Source organism: Variovorax sp. PAMC 28711, assembly GCF_001577265.1.
In the GTDB taxonomy this organism is placed as follows: Bacteria; Pseudomonadota; Gammaproteobacteria; order Burkholderiales; family Burkholderiaceae_C; genus Variovorax.
In genome coordinates, this window is record NZ_CP014517.1 from 2792656 (window position 1) to 2812414 (window position 19759).

The following is a 19759-nucleotide window of genomic DNA, read 5'->3' on the forward strand; positions in this document are numbered from 1 at the left end:
TCGAAAGACAAGGAACGAAGGCTCGAATGATAGGCAAGTTGACCGGCATCCTCGCCGAACGCAATCCGCCGCAAGTGGTGGTGGACTGCAACGGCGTCGGCTACGAAGTCGATGTGCCGATGAGCACGTTCTACAACCTCCCCCAGACGGGCGGGCGCGTGTCGCTGCTCACGCACTTCGTGGTGCGCGAGGATGCGCAAATCCTCTACGGTTTCGCGACGGCCGAAGAGCGCGCCGCGTTCCGGCAACTCATCAAGATATCGGGTGTCGGCCCGCGCATGGCGCTTGGCGTGTTGTCCGGGTTGAGCGTGGCGGAACTGGCCCAGGTCGTCACGCTCCAGGACGCGGGTCGGCTGGTGAAGATTCCCGGCATCGGCAAGAAGACGGCCGAGCGACTGCTGCTCGAACTCAAGGGCAAGCTCGGTGCCGACATCGCGCTGCAAGGGGGCGCCGCCCACGCCGCGAGCGACGCGCAGGGCGACATCCTCCAGGCGCTGGTCGCCCTCGGCTACAGCGACAAGGAAGCCGCCATCGCCTTGAAGGCGCTGCCGAAGGACGTCGAGGTCAGTGAAGGCATCAAGCTGGCGTTGCGCGCACTCGCGAAGTAGGGCGCCGCGCGATCGTTGCGTATTTCGAGGCGCATCGTCGAATCGACGAGCGCTTGTCGCTCGCGATCGATCGTGCCCATGCAGAGGTATTCGGCCGCGTCCTCGAAACCCTCCACCAGGCCCGTCCGGAGCGCGGGCATCAGGCTTCCCCAGTGAAGCGAGGCACCGGGCGCCAGGCCGACCTGCCGGAAGCTGGCGACGAGCCGCCGGTCCTCGGGTCGGGCGCGGGCATGGGCCAGCGCACGGCACAGGTTGCTGTAGAAAACCGGCGCGACACTTGAGGCGGATTCCCCTCTCTCCAGCAGATCGACAACGGCATCGCTGCCGTCGCCTTCCCAGAGGTCGACGGCCGGCGGGCGGCGCTGTTTCAGCGTGCCTTCCGGCGCGTCCAGAATGATTTCAGCGCGCAGCGCGTCGGCGCCCTCTCGGTCGTTGTCATTGCCATCGACGCGCACGACAAGCCAGACCATGTCGGTGCTCGCCCTGACAGCGGTTCGCCCGTCGAGCGTTTCGGGCACGTCGGCGCTCGGCCCCAGCAGGAGAACATCCGCCCCGCTGCAGACCAGGGCGTCGGGGCCGAATTCGGCAATTTTCTCGGTGTGGGCGTTGTAGAGCCTGGCGCACAGCCGATGCCCGGGATGCAGCCAGCCGGCCGGAAAATGGAGGTGGCGCGGGCCGTCGCCCAGATAGATCCAGGCGGTGGTGTAGAGGCCCCCGGCCCTTTCGCCGCCCCGATCGGTCGGCGGGTGGTCGCTGTGATGCAACGTGTCGACGGGTGCGCGGCCCGACGGAATCGCGTTGAAGCGCGACATCGTCTGCAGCCGGCACATGCGCATCAATTCGACCAGCGGATAGCCGTAAACGCAGGCGGCCTTGCCGACCGACCGTGCAAGCGACCGCTGCGTTTCTGCGGTGCCTCCTCCAAAAACTCCGGTCATCATTGGAAGCCTTTGTGTGTGACAGTGACTCAACGATAGGGGCATGCCGCAGGCACGTCTGTCTGACACTTGACAAACGAGCCGTCGACTACCGCATGTCTTGCGTGAGCAAAGCCAGCAGGAACATCGCGCATTGGCACGCCACGACGACGCCGTGACGCTGCATCAGCTGCCGCGTGCCGGCGACGCGCGCGTCGAGGTTGCGCGGCGCCTCGGCCGCGTCACGCACCGACAGGCGTTGCAATGCGCCGTCGAGTCGTTGCAGCGATTCGATGGCGCCCGAGGCGAGCGCCTCGAACAGGCCGACATCGAGCTTCAGGCGCAGCCACAGATAGCGCTCCAGCACGCCGATCAGCACGACCGCGCCGAAGCCCATGCATGCGACCAGCGAGAGCGAGCGCCCGGTCAACGCGAGCACGCCGAGCCCGATGCCGGTGAGCGCGAGGCCCAATGCGGCGACGGCGCCATGGCCGCGCAGCAGGCTGCCGGTGGCGGTGCAAAGGGCGCGGTCGTCGGGCGTCATGGCGTCTCTTTCTTCGATGTCGGTCGATGCCCCCGATTGTGCGAGCCCGCCGCTCGCGCGGATCGACCGGCATAAACTCCATCGGCACATGACCATCCAGACCGACGACTTCGCCTCGGCCCCGCAACGCGTGGTGTCGGCGGCGCCCGCTTCGCCCAATGAAGAGGCGATCGAGCGGGCGCTGCGCCCCAAGCTGCTCGACGAATACGTCGGCCAGGCCAAGGTGCGCGAGCAGCTCGAGATTTTCATCAGCGCGGCGAAAAAGCGCGACGAGGCGCTCGACCATGTGCTGCTGTTCGGCCCGCCCGGCCTGGGCAAGACCACGCTCAGCCACATCATCGCGGCCGAACTGGGCGTGAACCTGCGCCAGACCTCGGGCCCGGTGCTCGAAAAGCCGAAGGACCTCGCGGCGCTGTTGACCAATCTCGAGCGCAACGACGTGCTCTTCATCGATGAGATCCACCGCCTGTCGCCGGTGGTCGAGGAAATCCTCTACCCCGCGCTGGAGGACTACCAGATCGACATCATGATCGGCGAGGGGCCGGCGGCACGCAGCATCAAGCTCGACCTGCAGCCGTTCACGCTGGTCGGCGCGACCACGCGGGCCGGCATGCTCACCAACCCGCTGCGCGACCGCTTCGGCATCGTCGCGCGGCTGGAGTTCTACACGGCGGAAGAACTGGCGCGCATCGTGCGCCGCAGCGCGGGCCTGCTCAACGTGCCGATGGACGAGGCCGGCGGCTTCGAGATCGCACGGCGCTCGCGCGGCACCCCCCGCATCGCCAACCGGCTGCTGCGCCGCGTGCGCGACTACGCGCAGGTCAAGGGCAGCGGCCACATCGACGTGGACATCGCGCACAAGGCGCTGGCGATGCTCGACGTCGATCCGCACGGTCTCGACCTGATGGACCGCAAGCTGCTCGAAGCCGTGATCCACCGCTTCGACGGCGGACCGGTCGGACTGGACAACGTGGCGGCCAGCATCGGCGAGGAGCGCGACACCATCGAGGACGTGATCGAGCCCTACCTCATCCAGCAGGGCTACCTGCAACGCACCCCGCGCGGCCGCATTGCGACGCTGGCCGCCTATCGCCACCTCGGCGTCGCGCCGCCCACGCGGGACGGCGACATGTTCGGAGCCTGAGATGCACACGCACGACCTCGCCGAGTGGCGTCACGATCACCAGTTCGGCGACGTCAACCCGACCGCCGAGCGCAACACCCGCCTGGTGATGTGGATCACCGCGGTCGCCATGGTGGTCGAGATCGGCGCGGGCGGGTGGTTCAACTCGATGGCGCTGCTGGCCGACGGCTGGCACATGAGTTCGCACGCTGTCGCGATCGGGCTGAGTGCCTTTGCGTATGCCGCGGCGCGCCGTTACGCACACGACTCGCGATTCGCGTTCGGCACCTGGAAGATCGAAGTGCTCGGCGGTTTCGCGAGTGCGCTCTTCCTTCTCGGCGTGGCGGCGTTCATGGTGGTCGGCTCGCTCGAGCGCCTCTGGATGCCGGAGCCGATCCACTACCGCCAAGCGATCGTGGTCGGCGTGCTGGGGCTCATCGTCAATCTCGTCTGCGCGCGCCTGCTTGGCGGTGCGCAGCACGGACACGCCCATGGCCACGGAGACCATCACCACGCGCACGGCGAGGACCTGAACCTCCAGTCGGCCTACGTGCATGTGCTGGCCGATGCAGCCACTTCGGTGCTGGCGATCGTGGCGCTGGTCGGCGGCTGGCTCTATGGCTGGGCCTGGCTCGATCCGGCGATGGGCATCGTCGGCGCGGTGCTCGTGGCGGTCTGGGCCCGGGGCTTGCTGTTGCAGACCGGCAAGGTGTTGCTCGACCGGGAAATGGACCATCCGGTCACCGACGAAATCCGTGAAGGCATCGAAGCGACGCTGGCCGATTCCGAAACACGGGTGGCAGACCTGCACGTGTGGCGGGTCGGCAGCGGTGCGTACGCTTGCGCGGTGACCGTCGTCACACACTCGCCGACGCTCGACGCCGATGCGGTGCGCGCGTGCTTCTCGATGCACGAGGAAATCCGCCACTCGACGATCGAGGTCCAGCGCTGCACCGCGGGCTGAGCGTCATGCGGGTGTCACGGCGCTGCCATCGTGCCGTCACGCCGCACGCTGAACCTCGGGGTCCATGCAACGCGACGATGCTTTCCTCCGCGCATGGCGCGACACCGCCCTCCCTGAATCAGACGAGGCGACGCGGCCGCGGCAGCGTTACCGAACGCTGTGGATCTCCGACTTGCACCTCGGCACGCCCGGTTGCCAGGCGCGCGCGCTGCTCGACTTCCTGAAGCACACCGAGTGCGAGACGCTGTTTCTGGTCGGCGACATCATCGACGGCTGGCAGCTCAAGCGGCACTGGTACTGGCCGCAAACGCACAACGACGTGGTGCAGAAACTGCTGCGCAAGGCGCGCAACGGCACGCGCGTGATCTTCATTCCCGGCAACCATGACGAGTTCGCGCGCAAGTACCTGAACCACAACTTCGGCGGCATCGAGGTGGCCGAGGAATGGATTCACGAAACCGCCGACGGCCGCAAGCTCTGGATCATTCACGGCGACCTGTTCGACGGCGTCATCCAATGCGCCAAGTGGCTGGCCCACGTCGGTGATTCGCTCTACGAATTCACGCTCAAGCTCAACCGGCATCTTAACTCGATGCGTGCGCGCATGGGCTTGCCGTACTGGTCGCTGTCCAAGTACCTGAAGCAGAAGGTGAAGCGGGCGGTGAGCTACGTGGGCGACTTCGAGGTCGCCGTGGCGCGCGAAGCCCGCAAGCGCGGCGTGCAGGGCGTGGTGTGCGGCCACATCCACCATGCCGAGATGCGCGACATTGACGGCATCCTGTACTGCAACGACGGCGACTGGGTCGAGAGCCTGACGGCGCTCGCCGAGCATTCGGACGGCACGCTGCAGGTGCTGCACTGGGCGGAACATCTGCCGAGAACGGCGTCGGGGCATCCGGTGCCGACCGGCGCGGCTGTGGCATCGACCAGGGCTTAGGACAACGGCCTGAGGGCCTGCGCGAGCAGGCAAGGGCTTGAGGGTCGCGCTGAGCTGATCGACTCAGTCGCGCAAGATCTGGAACGAGGTGTCGCCGGTGCGCTCGCGTTCCTCATGCCGCGCGATCCAGTCGCGGCACCGCTCCGACAAGATGCGCTCCGCCGCCGCGTGGTTCGGCGATGCTTGGGCCATCGCGATGCGCGCCACCCAGTCGCCCTGGCGAAACAGGTCGGCATGGTATCGGGTGCCGCCCAGGCCGGTGAATGCGACATTCACTTGCATGCCCCAAACGCCTGCTTCCACACCGGGCATCGTGGGAGCGTTCATGGCGCAGCATGCGCGGGAAGCGGCACCCGCGGCTGGCGCGCCCGGACTGCCGTGCGCGCAATCACCGGCAGCCACAGGGTGCGGCACTGGCCGAGCAACAGCACGCCGATGCAGCCCAGCAAGGCGAGCGCGGTGCAGACGATCTGGACAAGTGGATTCATCGTGAGCCACAGGTTCGAGCCGTCGGGGCACTCCGCGCGTGCGTCGACATCGCTTGCCGCGGTAGGCGTCGAGCCTGAGCGACGCACCTTTCGCCATTTCGTCGAATGATCCGAACTGCCGACGGGGTCGAGCGTGATTTCCATCACACGGTTTCACGCGGTTCGGAGGCACACTGGGGAGATGTTCAGAGCCCTCTTCCTTTTGATGATCGTCCTCTTGCCGGCTGCACTCGTTTACATCGCGGGGCCGTGGGCACTCGCGGTCGTGGCGGTGCTGACCATCGGCGTCTTCCTGCTGTCGACCCGGCAAGGCGAGGGCGCCGAGGTGAATCAGGGGGGACGGCTCACCGGCTACGGGAACACGGGCTTCGGCACCACCGGTTTCGGCACCACCGGATTCGACAAACCCTAGCGCGGTGGCCGCGCGGTCTTCGCGGTACCGGAAATGCAAAATGCCTTGCAAGTCGTTGACTTGCAAGGCATTTTCCGTTTGGTGGCTCTTCACGGATTCGAACCGCGGACCTGTGGATTATGATTCCATCGCTCTAACCGACTGAGCTAAAGAGCCGAGCCAAAGATTATAGCCTCCACTTCGGCCAACAATCAATCGACCCCTCAAGCCGCCGCCGCTCGTACAAGCACAGGTGAAAATCATCCGATGCTCGCGCCGACCGCCGCCCCCCCCGACCGAAGCGTCGATCCCGAACCCGTCGGAGACGACCAGTTGATGCTCGCCTATGCGGGCGGCGATGCGGCCGCCTTCGACGTTCTCTACGGGCGCCACGAAACGGCGCTCTACCGTTTCGTGAAGCGGCTGCTCGGCCTGCGGCTGGCGGCCGAGGCCGACGAGGTTTTCCAGGACACCTGGCTGCGCATCGTCGCCGCACGCGCCAGCTTCTCGCCGCAGGGGGCCGCATGGCGCACCTGGGCTTTCACGATTGCGCACAACCTCGCCATGGACCGGCTTCGGGTCAGCGGCCGCGAGGTTCAGTTCTATGCCCACGACGAGGACGGCGACGGCATGGACGCGGCGCACCTGTTCAGCCGCGGGCTCTTGCGTGAAGGCGCGTCGCTCGGGGACGCCTCGCATCCGTCGGCCGAAGAAGAAGCGTTCTGGCGCGCCGCCGGCCGCCGCCTGCTCGCGTGCCTGGACGAATTGCCCGACGACCAGCGCGCGGTATTTCTCATGCACAACGAGGACGGCTTCACCGTCGAAGCCCTGGCCGATGCGCTCGACACCAACTTCGAGACCGTCCGCAGCCGGTTGCGCTACGGCCTGAAAAAACTGCGCGTCTGCATGGACCGCTATCTGTCGGTGCTGAGGGGGCGCGCATGAGCGACCCGACCGAAGACAAGCTCACGCCCGAGGAAACATTCAGCGGCGCCGCGCTGCGCCGGGCGCTCGAGCACGCGCCCGATCACGCGGTCGCGCCCGACTGGCGCATCCGCAAGGCCATCCAGCAAAAGGCGCGAGAAGCGGTCGACATGGCGTCGTCGGTCGAAGCCGAGTTGGGCGTGCCCTGGTGGAAGCGGCTCTGGACCGCCATGGGCTCGCGCGACGGCGGCGGCATGCCCTGGAGCGCCGCCTTCGCCACGGTGGTCGTGGCCGTGCTGGTGACTGTGTTGTGGGAGCGCGAACCCATGCCGGGCGCGCGGCTCGACAGCGAAGTCATTCCTGCTGCGCCCGAGGCACCCGCAGCTCCCGCCGACGCCCCACCTCCCGCGGCCGCGCAAGTCACGCCGGCTGTGCCTGCGCCGGCGGCGCCGCCAGCGGAGGCGGAAGCGGCTGCCACGCCCGCGGCGAAATCGGCGGAGCCGCCAGCGCCAGTGGCGCCCAGCGCCGAAAGCACCGTCGCCCAGGCCGAACGCGAAAAGAAGCTGGGCGCCGCGGACGAGGTGCCCCCGTCGACGCCCAAGGCGGTGGCAGAGGCGGTTGCGCCATCCCCACCGCCACCCGTCGCCGCGCCGGCACCGGCACCGCTCGCGCCACCGACGGCGGGCGCGCAAGGCTTGCTGCCAGACCGCGCGCGCGAACAGGCTTCGGTGCTGCCGGGTGCCCTCGCCGACAACCGCGCCGCACCGGTGCCGCCGGCAGCAGCGCGTACGCCTTCCGCGTCGAGCGAGCGGACCGATGCCATGGACCCGCCGACCTTCGCCGCGCTGTCGCAGTGGACCCGGCTGACGATTGCGCAGAGCGGCGGCGAATCGCGCAGCGTGTCGCGTGCCGAGGCCCGTGAACTGTTGCCCTTGCTGGGCTCCGCAGCGATCTCCGCCGTCGAGGCCCGGCGACTGTCAGGCCGGGCCGAATGGCGCCTGACACTGGAGCGCAACGGCAAGGTGCTGGCGGTGTTCGAGATCGCGTCCGACCAGGTTCGCTGGCGCGAAGGCAACACGCCTTCGGCCACGGGCCGGCCCTCGGCCGGTGCGCTTGAGGCGCTGCGACATGCGCTGGAAGCGTTGATGGCGCCGCCGCCGGAGGTGGCGCCACTTCCGTTGCCATTGACAGTGCCGTCGCCGGTGCCGCCGGCGACCGGGTTGCCATCGGAAAGCGCCCCGCCACCCGAGACCGTGCCGACGCCTTCACCCGAACCAACGACCGAACCGCCGCGCTGACGACCCGGCGCGACGTGCCTCAGGCGTGCTTGAAGTCGGCTTTGCGCTTGGCGACGAAGGCGTCCATGCCTTCCTTCTGGTCGGCGGTCGCGAACAGCGCATGGAACAACCGGCGCTCGAACATCACGCCGTCGGAGAGGCCGCTTTCGAAAGCGCGGTTCACCGATTCCTTGGCCGCCATCACCGCGATCTGCGAGAAGTCGGCAATCACCAGCGCGGCGCCGAGCGCCTCGTCGGCCAGCTTCTCGAATGGCACGACGCGGCTCACGAGTCCGGCGCGCTCGGCTTCGGTCGCGTCCATCATGCGGCCCGTCAGCGCCATGTCCATGGCCTTGCTCTTGCCCACCGCGCGCGGCAGGCGCTGCGTGCCACCCGCACCCGGGATCACGCCCAGCTTGATTTCGGGTTGCCCGAACTTCGCGTTGTCGGCGGCGATGATGAAGTCGCACATCATCGCCAGCTCGCAGCCGCCACCGAGCGCAAAGCCGGCCACCGCGGCGATCACGGGCTTGCGGATGGTGCGAATGATTTCCCAGTTGCGCGTGATGTAGTCGCCCTTGTACGCATCGACGAAGCTGTACTTCGCCATCGCCGCGATATCGGCGCCGGCAGCGAACGCGCGTTCGCTGCCGGTGATGATGGTGCAGCCGATGGCCTCGTCAGCGTCGAACGCCTTGAGCGCCGCGCCCAGTTCGGTCATGAGCGCGTCGTTCAGCGCGTTGAGCGCCTTCGGACGATTCAGCGTGATGACGCCGACCTTGCCGCCCTCGATGCGGACTTCGATGTTTTCGTAGTTCATGTGTGTCTCCTGGAAAGAAAAACCGTCGTGTTCAAGCCAGCCAGCGCGCGACCTTCGCCGCATCGTGCGCGAACAACCGCCACGTGGTCACGCCCGTGGGCAGCGTCAGCGGCAGGCGCAGCAGTCGCCGGTCGCGTGCGACGATGGCCGTCATCTTTTTCTGGGCGCCGAGGTAGAGCGCGAGGTCGTCGAGTTTCGTGAGGCGCCAGGCCTGCACCAGCTGGCCCTTGCGCACCGGCAGCTCGATGCCGATCCATTCGTCGTTGGCCGAGAAACCCGCGCGTTCGGCCGCTCCGCCGCGCAACACGACCTTCACCTGCACGCTGCCACTGGATTCGGCCACGCGCAGGCCGAGTTCCTGCGCACGCTGCGCCGGGTCGTCGAGCGCGGCAACGCCATGCGCGCGCAGCAGGTCCGACAGCGGCAGTTCTTGCGTCGAGTGGACCCAGTTCGCGATTTCCTGCGCATAGGAACGCCCGCCGATGGTCTCGAGCGCAGCCGCCACGTCGGCTTCGTCGATCGGGCCGCCGTTGCTGCGCGTCCACAGCAGGCGCATCACGTCGTCGAGCGTGCCGTGGCCCTCCTGGCGCAAGGTCAGGTCGAAGCACATCGCGACCAGCGCCCCCTTGGTGTAGTAGCTGACAGTGCCGTTCGGCGTCTGTTCGTCCTGCCGGTAGTACTTGACCCAGGCATCGAAGCTGGCGTCGGCCACTGACTGAACGAGGCGGCCTGGCGTCTGCATCACCTGGTTGATCGTCTTGTTGACCAGGCGCAGATAGGTCGCATCGTCGATGCGTCCGGCGCGTCGTAGCAGCAGGTCGTCGTAGTAGCTCGTGAAGCCTTCGAAGAGCCACAGCAGCTGCGTGTAGTTTTCCTGGCCGTAGTCGTAGCGCGCGAACGCGCCGGGCCGCAGCCGCTTGACGTTCCAGGTGTGGAAATATTCGTGGCTGATGAGGCCCATGAGCGTGGTGTAGCCCTCCGGCTGCTTCTTCACGCCGATCTGGGGCAAGTCGCGTCGCGTGCAGATGAGCGCCGTCGAGTGCCGGTGTTCGAGGCCCCCGTAGCCGTCGTCGACGGCGTTCAGCATGAAGACATAGCGGTCGAACGGCAGCTTGGGCCCGCCGCGCTTGCCGACCTTGTCGCCGTGCCAGAAACGCATTTCGGCTTCGCAGATGGCCTTGGTGTCGGCGATCAGCCGATCGCCGTCGAACGATGCGGCCGCACCGGCCACCACGAAGCGGTGCGGGATACCGCAGGCTTCGAATTCGGCGCTCCAGAAAGAACCCATCTCGACCGGCGAATCAGCGAGTTCGTCGTAGTCGGCGGCACGGTAGCTTCCGAAGCCCTGCCTGTCGATCTTAGAACCCACGAGGGCGGTCGCGCAGGACCAGCGGGCGCTGCCGGCGACCGGGGCGGGCGCCACGATGTCGATCGTGTGTGGCGTGTCGGTTTGTCCCTCGACACGCAGGCACAGGCTGGTGCCGTTGAAAAAACCGCGATCGGCATTGAGCCAGGCCGTGCGCACCGAGTTGTCGTAAGCGCAAACCTCGTAGCGCAACATCAGCGGTTGGCCCGGCGCGCAGTCGACTTCCCAGGTGTGCTTGTCGAGTTGCTGCACATCGACGGGGCGACGGCCTTGCTGTGCGCGCAAGCCCTGCAGGTTCTTCGCGAACTCGCGCACCAGGTAGCTGCCCGGAATCCACACCGGCAGCGAGACGCGCTGGTGCGGTGCCGGGCGGTCGATGGTCAGAGAGACGGCGAACAGGTGGGCGTGCCAGTTCGCGCAGTCGACGCGGTAATGGACGCCTGCGGCGTCGTCGCGGCGAGGGGCAGGGCGCTGCGCCGCCATCAGTTGGCTGCAGCGGTGAGTTGCTTTTCGACCTGCGCGGCCGGAATCGCGCCGGGGGTGCGCGTGCCGTCGCTGAAGATCAGCGTCGGCGTGCCGGTGATGTTGTACTTGCGGCCGAACTCCACGTTGCGCTGGATGGCGGCGGTGTCGCAGCCGCTGGCAGCGGTCTGAGGCTTGACCTCGCTGGTCATCCAGTCGGTCCAGCTTTTCGCACGGTCCTTGCTGCACCAGATGTCGCGCGACTTCACGCCCGAATCGGGTCCGAGCACCGGGTAGAGGAACAGGTAGACGGTGACGTTGTCGACGTTGGTCAGGTCGCGTTCGAAATGCTTGCAATAGCCGCAGTTGGGGTCTTCGAACACCGCGAGCTTCCGCTTGCCGTTGCCGCGCACGATCTTGAAGGCGTCGTTCAGTGGCAGCTTGTCGAATGCCACCTGACTGAGCTTCTCGACGCGCGCCTCGGTGAGATTCTTGCGCGCCTTGACGTCGATCAGGTTGCCTTGCAGGAGGTAGTTGCCGTCGGCATCGGTGTAGAAGATTTCGGCGCCGTTGATGCGCACCTCGAACACCCCGGGCATCGGCGACTTGCTGATCTCGTCGATCTTCGCGAATTGCGGAATGCGCGCCGCCAGGTTCTTCCGGATCTCGGCTTCGCCGGCATCGGCATGAAAGCTCGCGAGGAAAGTGGCGCCGAGTGCGGCGGCAAGAAGTTTTCGTGCGAGTGTCATGGTGTCGGTGAGGTGAAAGTCATTGCAGGCCCATCGCCTGTTTCGTGATCCATTGCTTGACGAAGCGCGTGCGGTCGAATCCGCGCATGCCCCAGTTGCGGAGCGCCGGGAGTGGATCCATGCTGTGCGCAAAAAGTTGCTGCAGACCGTCGGTCGCCAGGCTCATCGCCAGTACGTCGGCGCGGCGCGCGCGCTCATAGCGACGCAACAAGCGCGCATCGCCGACGCTGCGCCAGTAGTCGCGGTTCTTCAACACGTCTGCGAGCGCACTCGCGTCGGCCAGGCCGAGGTTGAGGCCCTGACCCGCGAGCGGGTGCACGGTGTGGGCGGCATCGCCGGCCAGCGCCCAGGCGCGGCCGTCCGCCGACTCGCCGGTCCAGCGGTCGGCGATCGCGCGGGCGAGCGGCCAGGCGGCGCGCTCGCTGGTCAGCCGGAACACGCCGAGCGCATCGTGGCTGGCTTCGCGCACGGCAGCTGCGAATTCATCGGCACCCTGCGCCAACAACCCGGGCGCGCGGAACTGGTCGACCGACCACACCAGCGCGAGCGAGCGTCCACCGACGCCGCCGAGCGGCAGCAGGGCGAGCACCTCGCCCTTGTCGTTGAACCACTGGCGTGCGATTTCGCCGTGCGGTTGATCGGCCTCCAGCCGGCACGCGACCGCGTGTTGCGGATAGCGGGTGACCTCGTAGCGCACGCCCAGCGCATCGCGACTGGCGCTCGCCTTGCCTTCGCACACCACGGTCAGCGCAGCAGGGACGGGCTCGGTGACGACGTCGATGCGGGGCTGGAAACGCACGGCGTCGGTCAGTTGGCGCTCGAGCGCCGGCACGTCGACGATCCAAGCCAGCGCATCGACCTTCTGGCCCGGCGCGCTGAACTGCACCCGGCCGCCTTCGTCGCCGTTGACCAGCATCTCGCGCACCGCCGTTGCGTGAACCGCGTCGGGCCAGGCACGCAGCGATTCGAGGAGGGTGCGGGACGCCGCGTTGAGCGCATAGGCGCGCACGTCTTCTTTCGAGGATTCGGCGGGCGGAACGACAAGGGCGACGCGGGTGCGTTCGCGTGCCAGCAGGAGCGCCAGCGTGCGACCCACGATGCCGGCGCCGCGAATGCAAACTTCGGGAGGGAGGGCCATCGCGGCATTGTAGGAGTTGGTCCGCGTCGCCGCGCTGTGCAGGACAATCGGCCGCTTCCCGCCAGAACCCACGCAAGGATCCCCTGTGACCGCTCCCGTCTTCGACCTGCAAGCCATCATCGCGCGCCTGGTTGTCTACCCCGTCAAATCCTGCGCGGGCGTCGAATTGCCGGAGGTGTTGCTGACGGAAACGGGCCTGGAATTCGACCGCGCCTGGATGGTGGTCGACGCGACCGGCGAGTTCGTCAGCCAGCGCGAGCTGCCGCGCATGGCGCTGATCCAGCCGACGATGAAGCACATGGAGATGGTGCTGCGCGCGCCCGGCATGCTGGCGCTGCACATCGCGTTCGACCGCGTCGAGAAGCCGGTGCGCGCCAAGGTCTGGAAGGACGAGGTCGCGGCCTACGACATGGGCGACATCGCAGCGCAGTGGTTCAGCGATTTCCTCTCCGAGCCCGGCAAGCCGCAAGTGCTGCGCCTGGTGCGCTTCGACCCCGAGCACAAGCGGTTGTCGAACATGAAGTGGACCGATGGCGTGGAGGCGCCGAACCAGTTCTCCGACGGCTTTCCGCTCCTGGTCGCGAGCGAAGCGTCGCTGGCCGAGCTCAACGACAAGCTGGTGGCGGCCGAGCACGGTGCCGTGACCATGGCGCGCTTTCGTCCGAACATCGTGCTCGCCGGCATCGAGGCGCAGGACGAGGACCGCGTCGAGACCCTGCACATCGCCACGACCGAAGGCGAAGCGCGCCTGCGACCGGCCAAGCCCTGCCCGCGCTGCCCGATTCCGGACATCGACCCGGTCACGGCGGTGTCGACGCCCGAAGTCAACGACATGCTGCGCACCTACCGCGCCAATCCGAAGGTCGACGGGGCGGTCACGTTCGGCATGAACTGCATCGTGCTGGACGGCGTGGAGCACCTGCTCAAGGTCGGCCAGTCGGTCGGCGCCAACTACCGCTTCGAGTGAGCGGCCGCGCGGTAAACCAAGTCGTCAGAAGGTCACGCCGGCGATCAGCACAAGGTTGGCATAAGGCGTGCACTCGCCCGTGCGCACCACCGCCCTGGCACGCGCGCTGAGGCGCTTCAGCTCTTCGTGCGAGATGGTTTCGGGCGCGACCGGCAATTCACCCGCACACCAAGCCGGCAGGTTGTCGGGTGCCTGCGGGTCAAGCGCTTCCCGGGCCAGCAGGACGCGCTCGACCTGCATTTCGGTCAGCACGGCGCGCAGCACGTCGCCCAGTCGCGGCACATTGGCGCTCACGGCCAGATCAATGCGGCGCGGTCCGTCCGGGATCGGCAGGCCGGCGTCGCCGAGCACGATCATGTCGCCGTGACCCAGCATTGCAATCACCTGGGACAGATCGGAATTCAAAAGGGATGTGCGTTTCACAAGAGGGTCCAGTCAGGCGGCAGCCGGCTGCTCAGAACGGCCTCGCGAAAGGGAATCGAAGGCTGTGCGCCGGGCTGCGTGATGCAGAGCGCCGCAGCGCGGATGCCGAGGCGCACAGCTTCATCGAACGAGGCGTCGTCGGCCAGGGCGACCGCCAGCGCGCCCAGAAAGGTGTCGCCGGCCGCGGTGGTGTCGACCGCCTGAACGTGCGGCGCCGGATGGTGGCGCGCGCCCGCCGCATCGATCGCGACGGCGCCGCGCGCGCCGAGCGTGACCACCACGCGGGTGACGCCATGATCGCGAAACCAGGCGCCCGCCAGAGCGGCTTCGGCCGGACTGCCCGACGGGATGCCGCTCAGCGTGGTGGCCTCGATCTCGTTGACCACCAGCGTGTCGATCAGTGGCCAGACAGGGAGGTCGAGCACCCGTACCGGTGATGGATTGAGCAGCACTTTGCAGCGCGCGCGACCGGCCGCTTCGATGGCGCGCAGCACCTGCGGCCACGGGGTCTCGAACTGCGTGACGAGGAATGCGGCCGACTGAAGATGGGCTGCCCATGCCGCGTCGTCGGCGTCTGCATGCGCGTTGGCGCCGGGGATCACGACGATCCGGTTCTGGCCGGTGTCGTCGACCATCACGAGCGCGGTGCCGGTGGGAGCGGTCGCGTCGCTGCGCACGGCCGCGACGTCGATGCGGTCTTCGCGCAATGCCAGGAGCAGCGCCTCGCCGTCCGCATCTGCACCGACGCAGCCGACCAGCGTGACGCGGGCGCCCTGGCGCGCGCAGCTCACGGCCTGGTTACCGCCCTTGCCGCCGGGAATGCGCGTCATCGAACGGCCCTGCAGCGTTTCACCCGCGGCCGGTGCATGGGGCACGCGCAGCACGAGGTCCATGTTGAGGCTGCCCAGCACCACGATGCGCGCTGCCCCGGTGTCGTGCGGCCCGTTCATGCGCGGCGTGCGGTCGACGCGCGCACCACCAGTTCGGGCTGCAGCACCACCTTGCGTGGCTCGTGCCGGCGTCCGGTCACGCGCTCGAGCAGCATGTCGACCGCGAGTGCGCCGATGCGCGCCTTGGGTTGTGCGACCGTGGTGAGCGGCGGGCTGGTGTAGGCAGACAATTCGATGTCGTCGAAGCCGACGATCGAGAGTGTGTCGGGCACCTGGATGCCGGTTTCGTGGGCGGCGCGGAGCGCGCCGATCGCCATCAGGTCGTTGCACACGAAGACGGCCGACGGCGCCTCTTCGGTGCGCAGGATCGCGTGCATCGCCTCGTAGCCGCCCTGGCTGGTGAAGCCGCCGCGCCAGAGCAGCGCGTCGCCGGCCGGCGCGCTGCCCGATTCGGCCAGCGCCATGCGCCAGCCCTCGATGCGTTGTTCGCTGGGAGCCACGCCCGCCGGGCCGCCGATGCAGCCGATGCGCCGGTGCCCGAGCGACAGCAGATGCCGCACCGCCAGCAGTCCGCCCTGCATGTGGGCGGTCTCGACCAGGTCGCAGGTCGGGTCGGCGATCTCGCGGTCGACCAGCACGGTCGGCATCCTGAGCCCGTGCAACTGCGTCACCAGCGAGTCGTCGTCGCCGGTCGACACCACGATCAACCCGTCGATGCGACGCTCGGCCAGCACCTTCAGGTAGACGCTTTGACGACGCGGCTCGTCGTCGGTGTTGCACAGCACGAGCGTGTAGCCTGCCGCGAAGCAGCGGTCCTCGACCACGCGCACGATCTCCGCGAAGTACGGATTCGAGCTGTTCGGGATCAGCATGCCGAGCGTGCAGGTCGTGTTGCTCTTGAGGCTGCGCGCCACGGCGCTGGGCACGTAACCCAATTCGCGGATCGCGCGTTCGACGCGTTCGCGTCCGTGCACGCTGACGTGCCGCGTTTCGTTGACGACGTGCGATACGGTGGTCACTGAAACCCCGGCGCGCAGAGCGACGTCCTTGATGGTGGCCATGCCGGCGTCCCTGTTCGCTAAACCGCAGCCGCACGTCGCTGGCGCAGCGTGTCGATGACGACTGCGACGACGATCACGCAGCCGGTGATGATGCGTTTGCTCGGCTCGCTGGCGCCGATCTGCGCCAGGCCCGCCTCGAGCACCGCGATGATGAGCACGCCGAAGAAGGTGTTGATCACCGACCCGCGCCCGCCCATGAGGCTGGTGCCGCCGATGACCACCGCGGCGATCACCTGCAGCTCGATGCCGACACCGGCATTCGGGTCGGCGGCTTCGAGCCGGGCCGATTGCATGAGCCCCGCCAGTCCTGCGAGCAAGCCCGTGACCGCGAAGACGATGACGCGGATCGGGCGCGGATCGATGCCGGCCAGGCGCATCGCTTCTTCGTTGGTGCCGATGCCCACGACGTAGCGGCCGAACACGGTGCGGGTCAGCACGGCCTGGGCGATCACGACCAGCACCACCGCCAGCACGAAGGCCGCCGAGATGCCGCCGATCCAGGGGGCCGCGAGGCCCGAGATGGCGTCGCCGACGTATTGCGTGCGGGAGTCGGTGACGAGGTAGGCGCCGCCGCGCACGGCTTCCAGCATGCCGAGCGACACGATGAAGGACGGCAGCCGCCAGGCCACTGACACGGCGCCCGTGACGGCACCGCAGGCCAGACCGGTCGCGAGGCCCAGCGCGGCGGCCGCGGGCACGCTCCAGTGCCATTGCAGGATGGCCGCGGCCGTCGCCGCTGCACTCAACGCCAGCACCGAGCCGACCGACAGGTCGATGCCCGCGATGATGAGCACGAAGGTCATGCCGATCGACATGACCAGGAGTGCCGGAACTTCGTTGGCAATGGTCACGAAAGTCTCTCGTGACAGGAAGTACTCGCTCAGGCTGCCGAACAGCGCGATCATGCCGAGCAGCACGATCGCGAGGCCCAGGTAGGTGCCGAGCTGGCCGCGCAATACAGAGCCGGCGGAGGGCGTCTGTGTCTCTGGCACCGCTTCGGTCACGACTTTTGAGGGGAGGGGATTCATGCGTTGTGCTTTCGGGATCAGGCCGGCTCGGGTGAAGTCGCCGCGGGTGCGTCGGCGCGGGCTGCATCGCTGAAGGCGGCCGCCAGCAAAGACTGCTCGGTCCACTGGCCGCGTTCGAACACCGCCACCAGCCGACCGGCGCTCATGACGCCGATGCGGTCGCACATCGCCATCAGTTCGCGCAGGTCGCTCGACACCATGAGCAGTGCCTTGCCGGCATCGGTCATCTTGTCGAGCTCTGCGTACAGGTCGGCGCGGGCGCCGACGTCGACGCCGCGCGTCGGCTCGTCGAGCAGCAGCACGTTGCATTCACGGTGCAGCCAGCGTGCGAAGACGACCTTCTGCTGGTTGCCACCGCTCAGGGTGGACACGGTCTGCTCGCCGCTCTGCGAGCGGATGCGCAGCCGTTCGATGAGCCGCGCCGCGATGCCGCGTTCGCGCGCCGGCTGCAGCCAGCCGGCGTGCGATACGGCGCCCAGATCGCTGAGCGTCGCGTTGACGCGGATCGACTGCGGCATCAGCAGGCCCTGCGACTTGCGGTCTTCCGTGACGAGGCCGATGCCAGCGCGAATCGCCTGCATCGGCGAGCGCCAGCCCTTGTCGACGCGCATCGGCGTGCCGGCTTGTGCGTGCAGGGTGATGTTGCCGCGGTCTGCGCGATCGGCACCGAACAGCAGGCGGACCAGTTCGGTCCGGCCCGAGCCGACGAGGCCGGCCAGCCCCATGACCTCGCCGGCGTGCAGCGTGAGGTCGATGTTGCGCACGGCCTGCGCGCGACCGAGGCCACGCGCCTGCATCACGATTCGGCCGGCGACGCGGCGCGGGCGGTCTTCGTGCTGGTGCACCGCGCGCCCGACCATGCGCTGGACGAGCTCGGCCTCCTGCACGCCGGCCATCGGCCGCACGTCGACCAGCCGGCCGTCGCGCAGCACCGCCACGCGGTCGGCGATGCGCTGCAGTTCTTCGAGTCGGTGCGAGACGTAGACGATCGCGACACCGCGCGCCTTCAGCAGGTCGACCTGTTCGAACAGATGATCGGTTTCGCGCGGCGTGAGCATCGCGGTCGGCTCGTCCAGCACCAGCACGCGGGTGTCGTCCTGCAGGTTGCGCGCGATCTCGACCATCTGCTGCTGGCCGATGCCCAGGCGCGCGACCGGCGTGGCCGGGTCGATGTGTTGCATGCCGATCTTGGCGAGCTGCCGCGAGGCGAGGACGTTGAGTTCATGTCGGCGCACCCATCCTGCACGGTGCGGCAGGCGGTCGAGCAACAGGTTCTCGGCGACCGACAACGTCGGCACGAGGCCGAGCTCCTGCATCACCATGCGCACGCCCTGTCGTTCGGCATCGCGCCGCGAGGCCGGGTGGAATGAAGTTCCGCCCAGGTTCATGTGTCCGCGCGTGGGCGACACGAGTCCGCAAACGATCTTCGCCAGCGTGCTCTTGCCCGCACCGTTCTCGCCAGTGAGCGCCAGCACTTCGCCGGCCTGCAGTGCGATCGACACGCCGTCGAGCACCGGTGCCGCGTAATCCTTGCCGATGTCGGCGAGTGACAGCAACGCCGCGCCGGGCGGTGAGTGCCCGCTCCCGACGGCGGCATCGCTGGTCTCGTGCATCAGCTGTGCTTACTTCGTTGCCTTGGTGACCAGCACCACGTCGGTCTTGACCTCGGCAGGCATCGAGGATTGCGGCTTCTTGTCGGCGATCGCCTTCAGGGCGGTCTCGATGCCGAACACGGCCTGTTTGGCGGCGAACTGGTCGGCCGTGGCGAGCACGCGGCCATCGGCGAGCATCGGCTTGATCGCGCCGATGTTGTCGTAGCCGACCACCAGCACCTTGCCGGTCTTGCCGGCGGCCTTGACGGCGGCCACGGCACCCAGCGCCATGCTGTCGTTGCCGGCCAGCAGCGCCTTGAGGTCCGGATGCTCGCGCATCATGCCGGCGGCGACCGTGTTGCCCTTGTCGATTTCCCACTGCCCGGATTGCACGCCGACCACCGTCACGCCGGCCGCCTTCATGGCGTCCTGATAGCCGAGGGTGCGTTGCTGCGCGTTGAAGGTCGTCGAAACGCCTTCGATGATGCCGACCTTGTCACCTGCCTTCAGGCTCTTGGCCAGGTAGTCGCCCACCAGCTTGGCGCCGGCGCGGTTGTCGGGGCCGACGAACGGCACCTGGATGCCCTTTTCCTTGAGCGCGGCGGCGTCGAACTGGTTGTCGATGTTGACGACCAGGATGCCCTTGTCGATGGCGGCCTTGGCGACTGCCACCAGCGCCTTGGAGTCGGCCGGTGCGATGACCAGCGCGTTGATCTTCTGCGCCATCATCTGCTCGACCATCTTGATCTGCGCCGAGGTGTCGGTCTCGTCCTTGATGCCGTTGGCCACCAGGGTGTATTCGGCGGCATGCGCCTTCTGGTGCGCCTTGGCGCCGTCTTCCATGGTGCGGAAGAACTCGTTGGCGAGCGACTTCATGACGAGCGCGACTTTGGGCTTGTCCTGCGCGAACGCGGGGGTGCTTGCGAGGGCGCCCAGCAGGCTCAGTGCGGCGGCGTTTTGCAGGGTACGGCGGGTGAACTTCATGGATGTGTCTCCTGGAGGAATGGTCGGCCGGTCTGTCGCCGGGAGGGCCGATTGTTCAGGAAAGCAAACGTTTGCGCAAACGTTTGCGTCTTAGGTAATACCCTGT

General features: G+C 67.8%; 22 protein-coding genes and 1 tRNA gene. 8 read left to right on the forward strand and 15 right to left on the reverse strand.

Annotated elements, in window-relative coordinates; all coding sequences use genetic code 11:
* Positions 1-26: 26 nt before the first annotated feature.
* Positions 27-608 carry a Holliday junction branch migration protein RuvA gene (gene ruvA, locus AX767_RS13535; RefSeq protein WP_068631817.1) on the forward strand — a complete coding sequence of 194 codons (582 nt, stop codon included), beginning with the start codon at positions 27-29 and terminating at the stop codon, positions 606-608.
* Here the strand turns inward: ruvA and AX767_RS13540 are convergent.
* On the reverse strand, positions 509-1549 hold the full coding sequence (locus tag AX767_RS13540; RefSeq protein WP_068631818.1) for a DUF1254 domain-containing protein: 1041 nt from the start codon (positions 1547-1549) through the stop codon (positions 509-511). The genes ruvA and AX767_RS13540 overlap by 100 nt on opposite strands.
* Before the next feature lie 85 nt (positions 1550-1634).
* Entirely contained in the window at positions 1635-2069 is a 435-nt protein-coding gene (locus AX767_RS13545) for a hypothetical protein (protein WP_068631819.1), read from the reverse strand.
* An 88-nt stretch (positions 2070-2157) separates the two neighbouring features.
* Between AX767_RS13545 and ruvB the strand changes: the two genes are divergently transcribed.
* From ruvB to AX767_RS13560, 3 genes are all read left to right on the forward strand, one after another.
* Complete coding sequence (gene ruvB, locus AX767_RS13550) at positions 2158-3213, forward strand: Holliday junction branch migration DNA helicase RuvB (protein ID WP_068631820.1); 1056 nt, start codon at positions 2158-2160, stop codon at positions 3211-3213.
* 1 nt (position 3214) lies between these two features.
* The gene (gene dmeF / locus AX767_RS13555; RefSeq protein WP_068631821.1) at positions 3215-4156 is read left to right on the forward strand and encodes a CDF family Co(II)/Ni(II) efflux transporter DmeF; all 942 of its coding nucleotides are present in this window, start codon (positions 3215-3217) and stop codon (positions 4154-4156) included.
* A 64-nt stretch (positions 4157-4220) separates the two neighbouring features.
* Entirely contained in the window at positions 4221-5093 is an 873-nt protein-coding gene (locus AX767_RS13560; protein ID WP_068631822.1) for a UDP-2,3-diacylglucosamine diphosphatase, read from the forward strand.
* A 63-nt stretch (positions 5094-5156) separates the two neighbouring features.
* On the opposite strand, the gene AX767_RS13565 is transcribed toward AX767_RS13560, so the two are convergent.
* Both AX767_RS13565 and AX767_RS13570 read right to left on the reverse strand, forming a co-directional pair.
* Positions 5157-5420: a hypothetical protein gene (locus AX767_RS13565; RefSeq protein ID WP_068631823.1), complete on the reverse strand. Its 264-nt coding sequence runs from the start codon at positions 5418-5420 to the stop codon at positions 5157-5159.
* A complete protein-coding gene (locus tag AX767_RS13570) occupies positions 5417-5725 on the reverse strand; it encodes a hypothetical protein (RefSeq protein ID WP_068631824.1) in 309 nt (102 codons plus the stop codon). Before AX767_RS13570 ends, AX767_RS13565 begins: the two co-directional genes overlap by 4 nt.
* Before the next feature lie 61 nt (positions 5726-5786).
* On the opposite strand from AX767_RS13570, the gene AX767_RS13575 reads away from it, so the two are divergent.
* Positions 5787-5993, forward strand: a complete 207-nt coding sequence (locus tag AX767_RS13575; RefSeq protein WP_068631825.1) for a hypothetical protein — start codon at positions 5787-5789, stop codon at positions 5991-5993.
* Positions 5994-6072: 79 nt separating this feature from the next.
* On the opposite strand, the gene AX767_RS13580 is transcribed toward AX767_RS13575, so the two are convergent.
* Positions 6073-6149, reverse strand: a tRNA-Met gene (locus AX767_RS13580).
* A 90-nt stretch (positions 6150-6239) separates the two neighbouring features.
* Between AX767_RS13580 and AX767_RS13585 the strand changes: the two genes are divergently transcribed.
* Both AX767_RS13585 and AX767_RS13590 read left to right on the forward strand, forming a co-directional pair.
* Positions 6240-6917 (forward strand): sigma-70 family RNA polymerase sigma factor, encoded by a 678-nt coding sequence (locus AX767_RS13585; RefSeq protein ID WP_068631826.1) that lies wholly within the window; start codon positions 6240-6242, stop codon positions 6915-6917.
* On the forward strand, positions 6914-8194 hold the full coding sequence (locus AX767_RS13590) for a hypothetical protein (protein ID WP_068631827.1): 1281 nt from the start codon (positions 6914-6916) through the stop codon (positions 8192-8194). The genes AX767_RS13585 and AX767_RS13590 overlap by 4 nt, the downstream gene beginning before the upstream one ends.
* A gap of 19 nt (positions 8195-8213) precedes the next feature.
* Here the strand turns inward: AX767_RS13590 and AX767_RS13595 are convergent, their stop codons facing one another.
* Genes AX767_RS13595 through AX767_RS13610 form a run of 4 tightly spaced genes read right to left on the reverse strand, consistent with a single transcriptional unit; the run spans position 8214 to position 12708 of the window.
* Complete coding sequence (locus tag AX767_RS13595) at positions 8214-8993, reverse strand: enoyl-CoA hydratase (RefSeq protein ID WP_068631828.1); 780 nt, start codon at positions 8991-8993, stop codon at positions 8214-8216.
* A gap of 31 nt (positions 8994-9024) precedes the next feature.
* Complete coding sequence (locus AX767_RS13600) at positions 9025-10842, reverse strand: M61 family metallopeptidase (protein WP_068631829.1); 1818 nt, start codon at positions 10840-10842, stop codon at positions 9025-9027.
* Entirely contained in the window at positions 10842-11570 is a 729-nt protein-coding gene (locus AX767_RS13605; RefSeq protein ID WP_068631830.1) for a DsbC family protein, read from the reverse strand. Before AX767_RS13605 ends, AX767_RS13600 begins: the two co-directional genes overlap by 1 nt.
* Before the next feature lie 19 nt (positions 11571-11589).
* A complete protein-coding gene (locus AX767_RS13610; RefSeq protein WP_068631831.1) occupies positions 11590-12708 on the reverse strand; it encodes an FAD-dependent monooxygenase in 1119 nt (372 codons plus the stop codon).
* Between the two features lie 85 nt (positions 12709-12793).
* Between AX767_RS13610 and AX767_RS13615 the strand changes: the two genes are divergently transcribed.
* The gene (locus AX767_RS13615) at positions 12794-13675 is read left to right on the forward strand and encodes an MOSC domain-containing protein (protein ID WP_068631832.1); all 882 of its coding nucleotides are present in this window, start codon (positions 12794-12796) and stop codon (positions 13673-13675) included.
* Positions 13676-13699: 24 nt separating this feature from the next.
* Here AX767_RS13615 and rbsD read toward each other — a convergent pair whose 3' ends face one another.
* The 6 genes from rbsD to AX767_RS13645 are packed head-to-tail and all read right to left on the reverse strand — an operon-like array spanning position 13700 to position 19653.
* Positions 13700-14098, reverse strand: a complete 399-nt coding sequence (gene rbsD, locus AX767_RS13620) for a D-ribose pyranase (protein ID WP_068631833.1) — start codon at positions 14096-14098, stop codon at positions 13700-13702.
* A complete protein-coding gene (gene rbsK, locus AX767_RS13625) occupies positions 14095-15048 on the reverse strand; it encodes a ribokinase (RefSeq protein WP_068631834.1) in 954 nt (317 codons plus the stop codon). The genes rbsD and rbsK overlap by 4 nt, the downstream gene beginning before the upstream one ends.
* Entirely contained in the window at positions 15045-16049 is a 1005-nt protein-coding gene (locus tag AX767_RS13630; protein WP_068631835.1) for a LacI family DNA-binding transcriptional regulator, read from the reverse strand. The genes rbsK and AX767_RS13630 overlap by 4 nt, the downstream gene beginning before the upstream one ends.
* Before the next feature lie 17 nt (positions 16050-16066).
* Positions 16067-17077, reverse strand: coding sequence for an ABC transporter permease (locus AX767_RS13635; RefSeq protein ID WP_156481042.1), 1011 nt, complete (start codon positions 17075-17077; stop codon positions 16067-16069).
* Between the two features lie 17 nt (positions 17078-17094).
* Complete coding sequence (locus AX767_RS13640) at positions 17095-18690, reverse strand: sugar ABC transporter ATP-binding protein (RefSeq protein WP_068631837.1); 1596 nt, start codon at positions 18688-18690, stop codon at positions 17095-17097.
* Positions 18691-18699: 9 nt separating this feature from the next.
* A complete protein-coding gene (locus AX767_RS13645) occupies positions 18700-19653 on the reverse strand; it encodes a substrate-binding domain-containing protein (protein ID WP_068631838.1) in 954 nt (317 codons plus the stop codon).
* Positions 19654-19759 lie beyond the last annotated feature (106 nt).

Bases quoted from the DNA above. Each gene is read 5' to 3' on its own strand.
- AX767_RS13630 (WP_068631835.1), bottom strand. From the start codon at position 16,049: ATGGCCACCATCAAGGACGTCGCTCTGCGCGCCGGGGTTTCAGTGACC.
- rbsK (WP_068631834.1), bottom strand. From the start codon at position 15,048: ATGAACGGGCCGCACGACACCGGGGCAGCGCGCATCGTGGTGCTGGGC.
- AX767_RS13590 (WP_068631827.1), top strand. From the start codon at position 6,914: ATGAGCGACCCGACCGAAGACAAGCTCACGCCCGAGGAAACATTCAGC.
- ruvB (WP_068631820.1), top strand. From the start codon at position 2,158: ATGACCATCCAGACCGACGACTTCGCCTCGGCCCCGCAACGCGTGGTG.
- AX767_RS13575 (WP_068631825.1), top strand. From the start codon at position 5,787: ATGATCGTCCTCTTGCCGGCTGCACTCGTTTACATCGCGGGGCCGTGG.
- ruvA (WP_068631817.1), top strand. From the start codon at position 27: ATGATAGGCAAGTTGACCGGCATCCTCGCCGAACGCAATCCGCCGCAA.
- AX767_RS13570 (WP_068631824.1), bottom strand. From the start codon at position 5,725: ATGGAAATCACGCTCGACCCCGTCGGCAGTTCGGATCATTCGACGAAA.
- AX767_RS13610 (WP_068631831.1), bottom strand. From the start codon at position 12,708: ATGGCCCTCCCTCCCGAAGTTTGCATTCGCGGCGCCGGCATCGTGGGT.
- AX767_RS13560 (WP_068631822.1), top strand. From the start codon at position 4,221: ATGCAACGCGACGATGCTTTCCTCCGCGCATGGCGCGACACCGCCCTC.
- AX767_RS13640 (WP_068631837.1), bottom strand. From the start codon at position 18,690: ATGCACGAGACCAGCGATGCCGCCGTCGGGAGCGGGCACTCACCGCCC.
- AX767_RS13635 (WP_156481042.1), bottom strand. From the start codon at position 17,077: ATGAATCCCCTCCCCTCAAAAGTCGTGACCGAAGCGGTGCCAGAGACA.
- AX767_RS13605 (WP_068631830.1), bottom strand. From the start codon at position 11,570: ATGACACTCGCACGAAAACTTCTTGCCGCCGCACTCGGCGCCACTTTC.
- AX767_RS13645 (WP_068631838.1), bottom strand. From the start codon at position 19,653: ATGAAGTTCACCCGCCGTACCCTGCAAAACGCCGCCGCACTGAGCCTG.
- AX767_RS13565 (WP_068631823.1), bottom strand. From the start codon at position 5,420: ATGAACGCTCCCACGATGCCCGGTGTGGAAGCAGGCGTTTGGGGCATG.
- AX767_RS13540 (WP_068631818.1), bottom strand. From the start codon at position 1,549: ATGATGACCGGAGTTTTTGGAGGAGGCACCGCAGAAACGCAGCGGTCG.
- AX767_RS13585 (WP_068631826.1), top strand. From the start codon at position 6,240: ATGCTCGCGCCGACCGCCGCCCCCCCCGACCGAAGCGTCGATCCCGAA.
- AX767_RS13545 (WP_068631819.1), bottom strand. From the start codon at position 2,069: ATGACGCCCGACGACCGCGCCCTTTGCACCGCCACCGGCAGCCTGCTG.
- dmeF (WP_068631821.1), top strand. From the start codon at position 3,215: ATGCACACGCACGACCTCGCCGAGTGGCGTCACGATCACCAGTTCGGC.
- AX767_RS13595 (WP_068631828.1), bottom strand. From the start codon at position 8,993: ATGAACTACGAAAACATCGAAGTCCGCATCGAGGGCGGCAAGGTCGGC.
- AX767_RS13600 (WP_068631829.1), bottom strand. From the start codon at position 10,842: ATGGCGGCGCAGCGCCCTGCCCCTCGCCGCGACGACGCCGCAGGCGTC.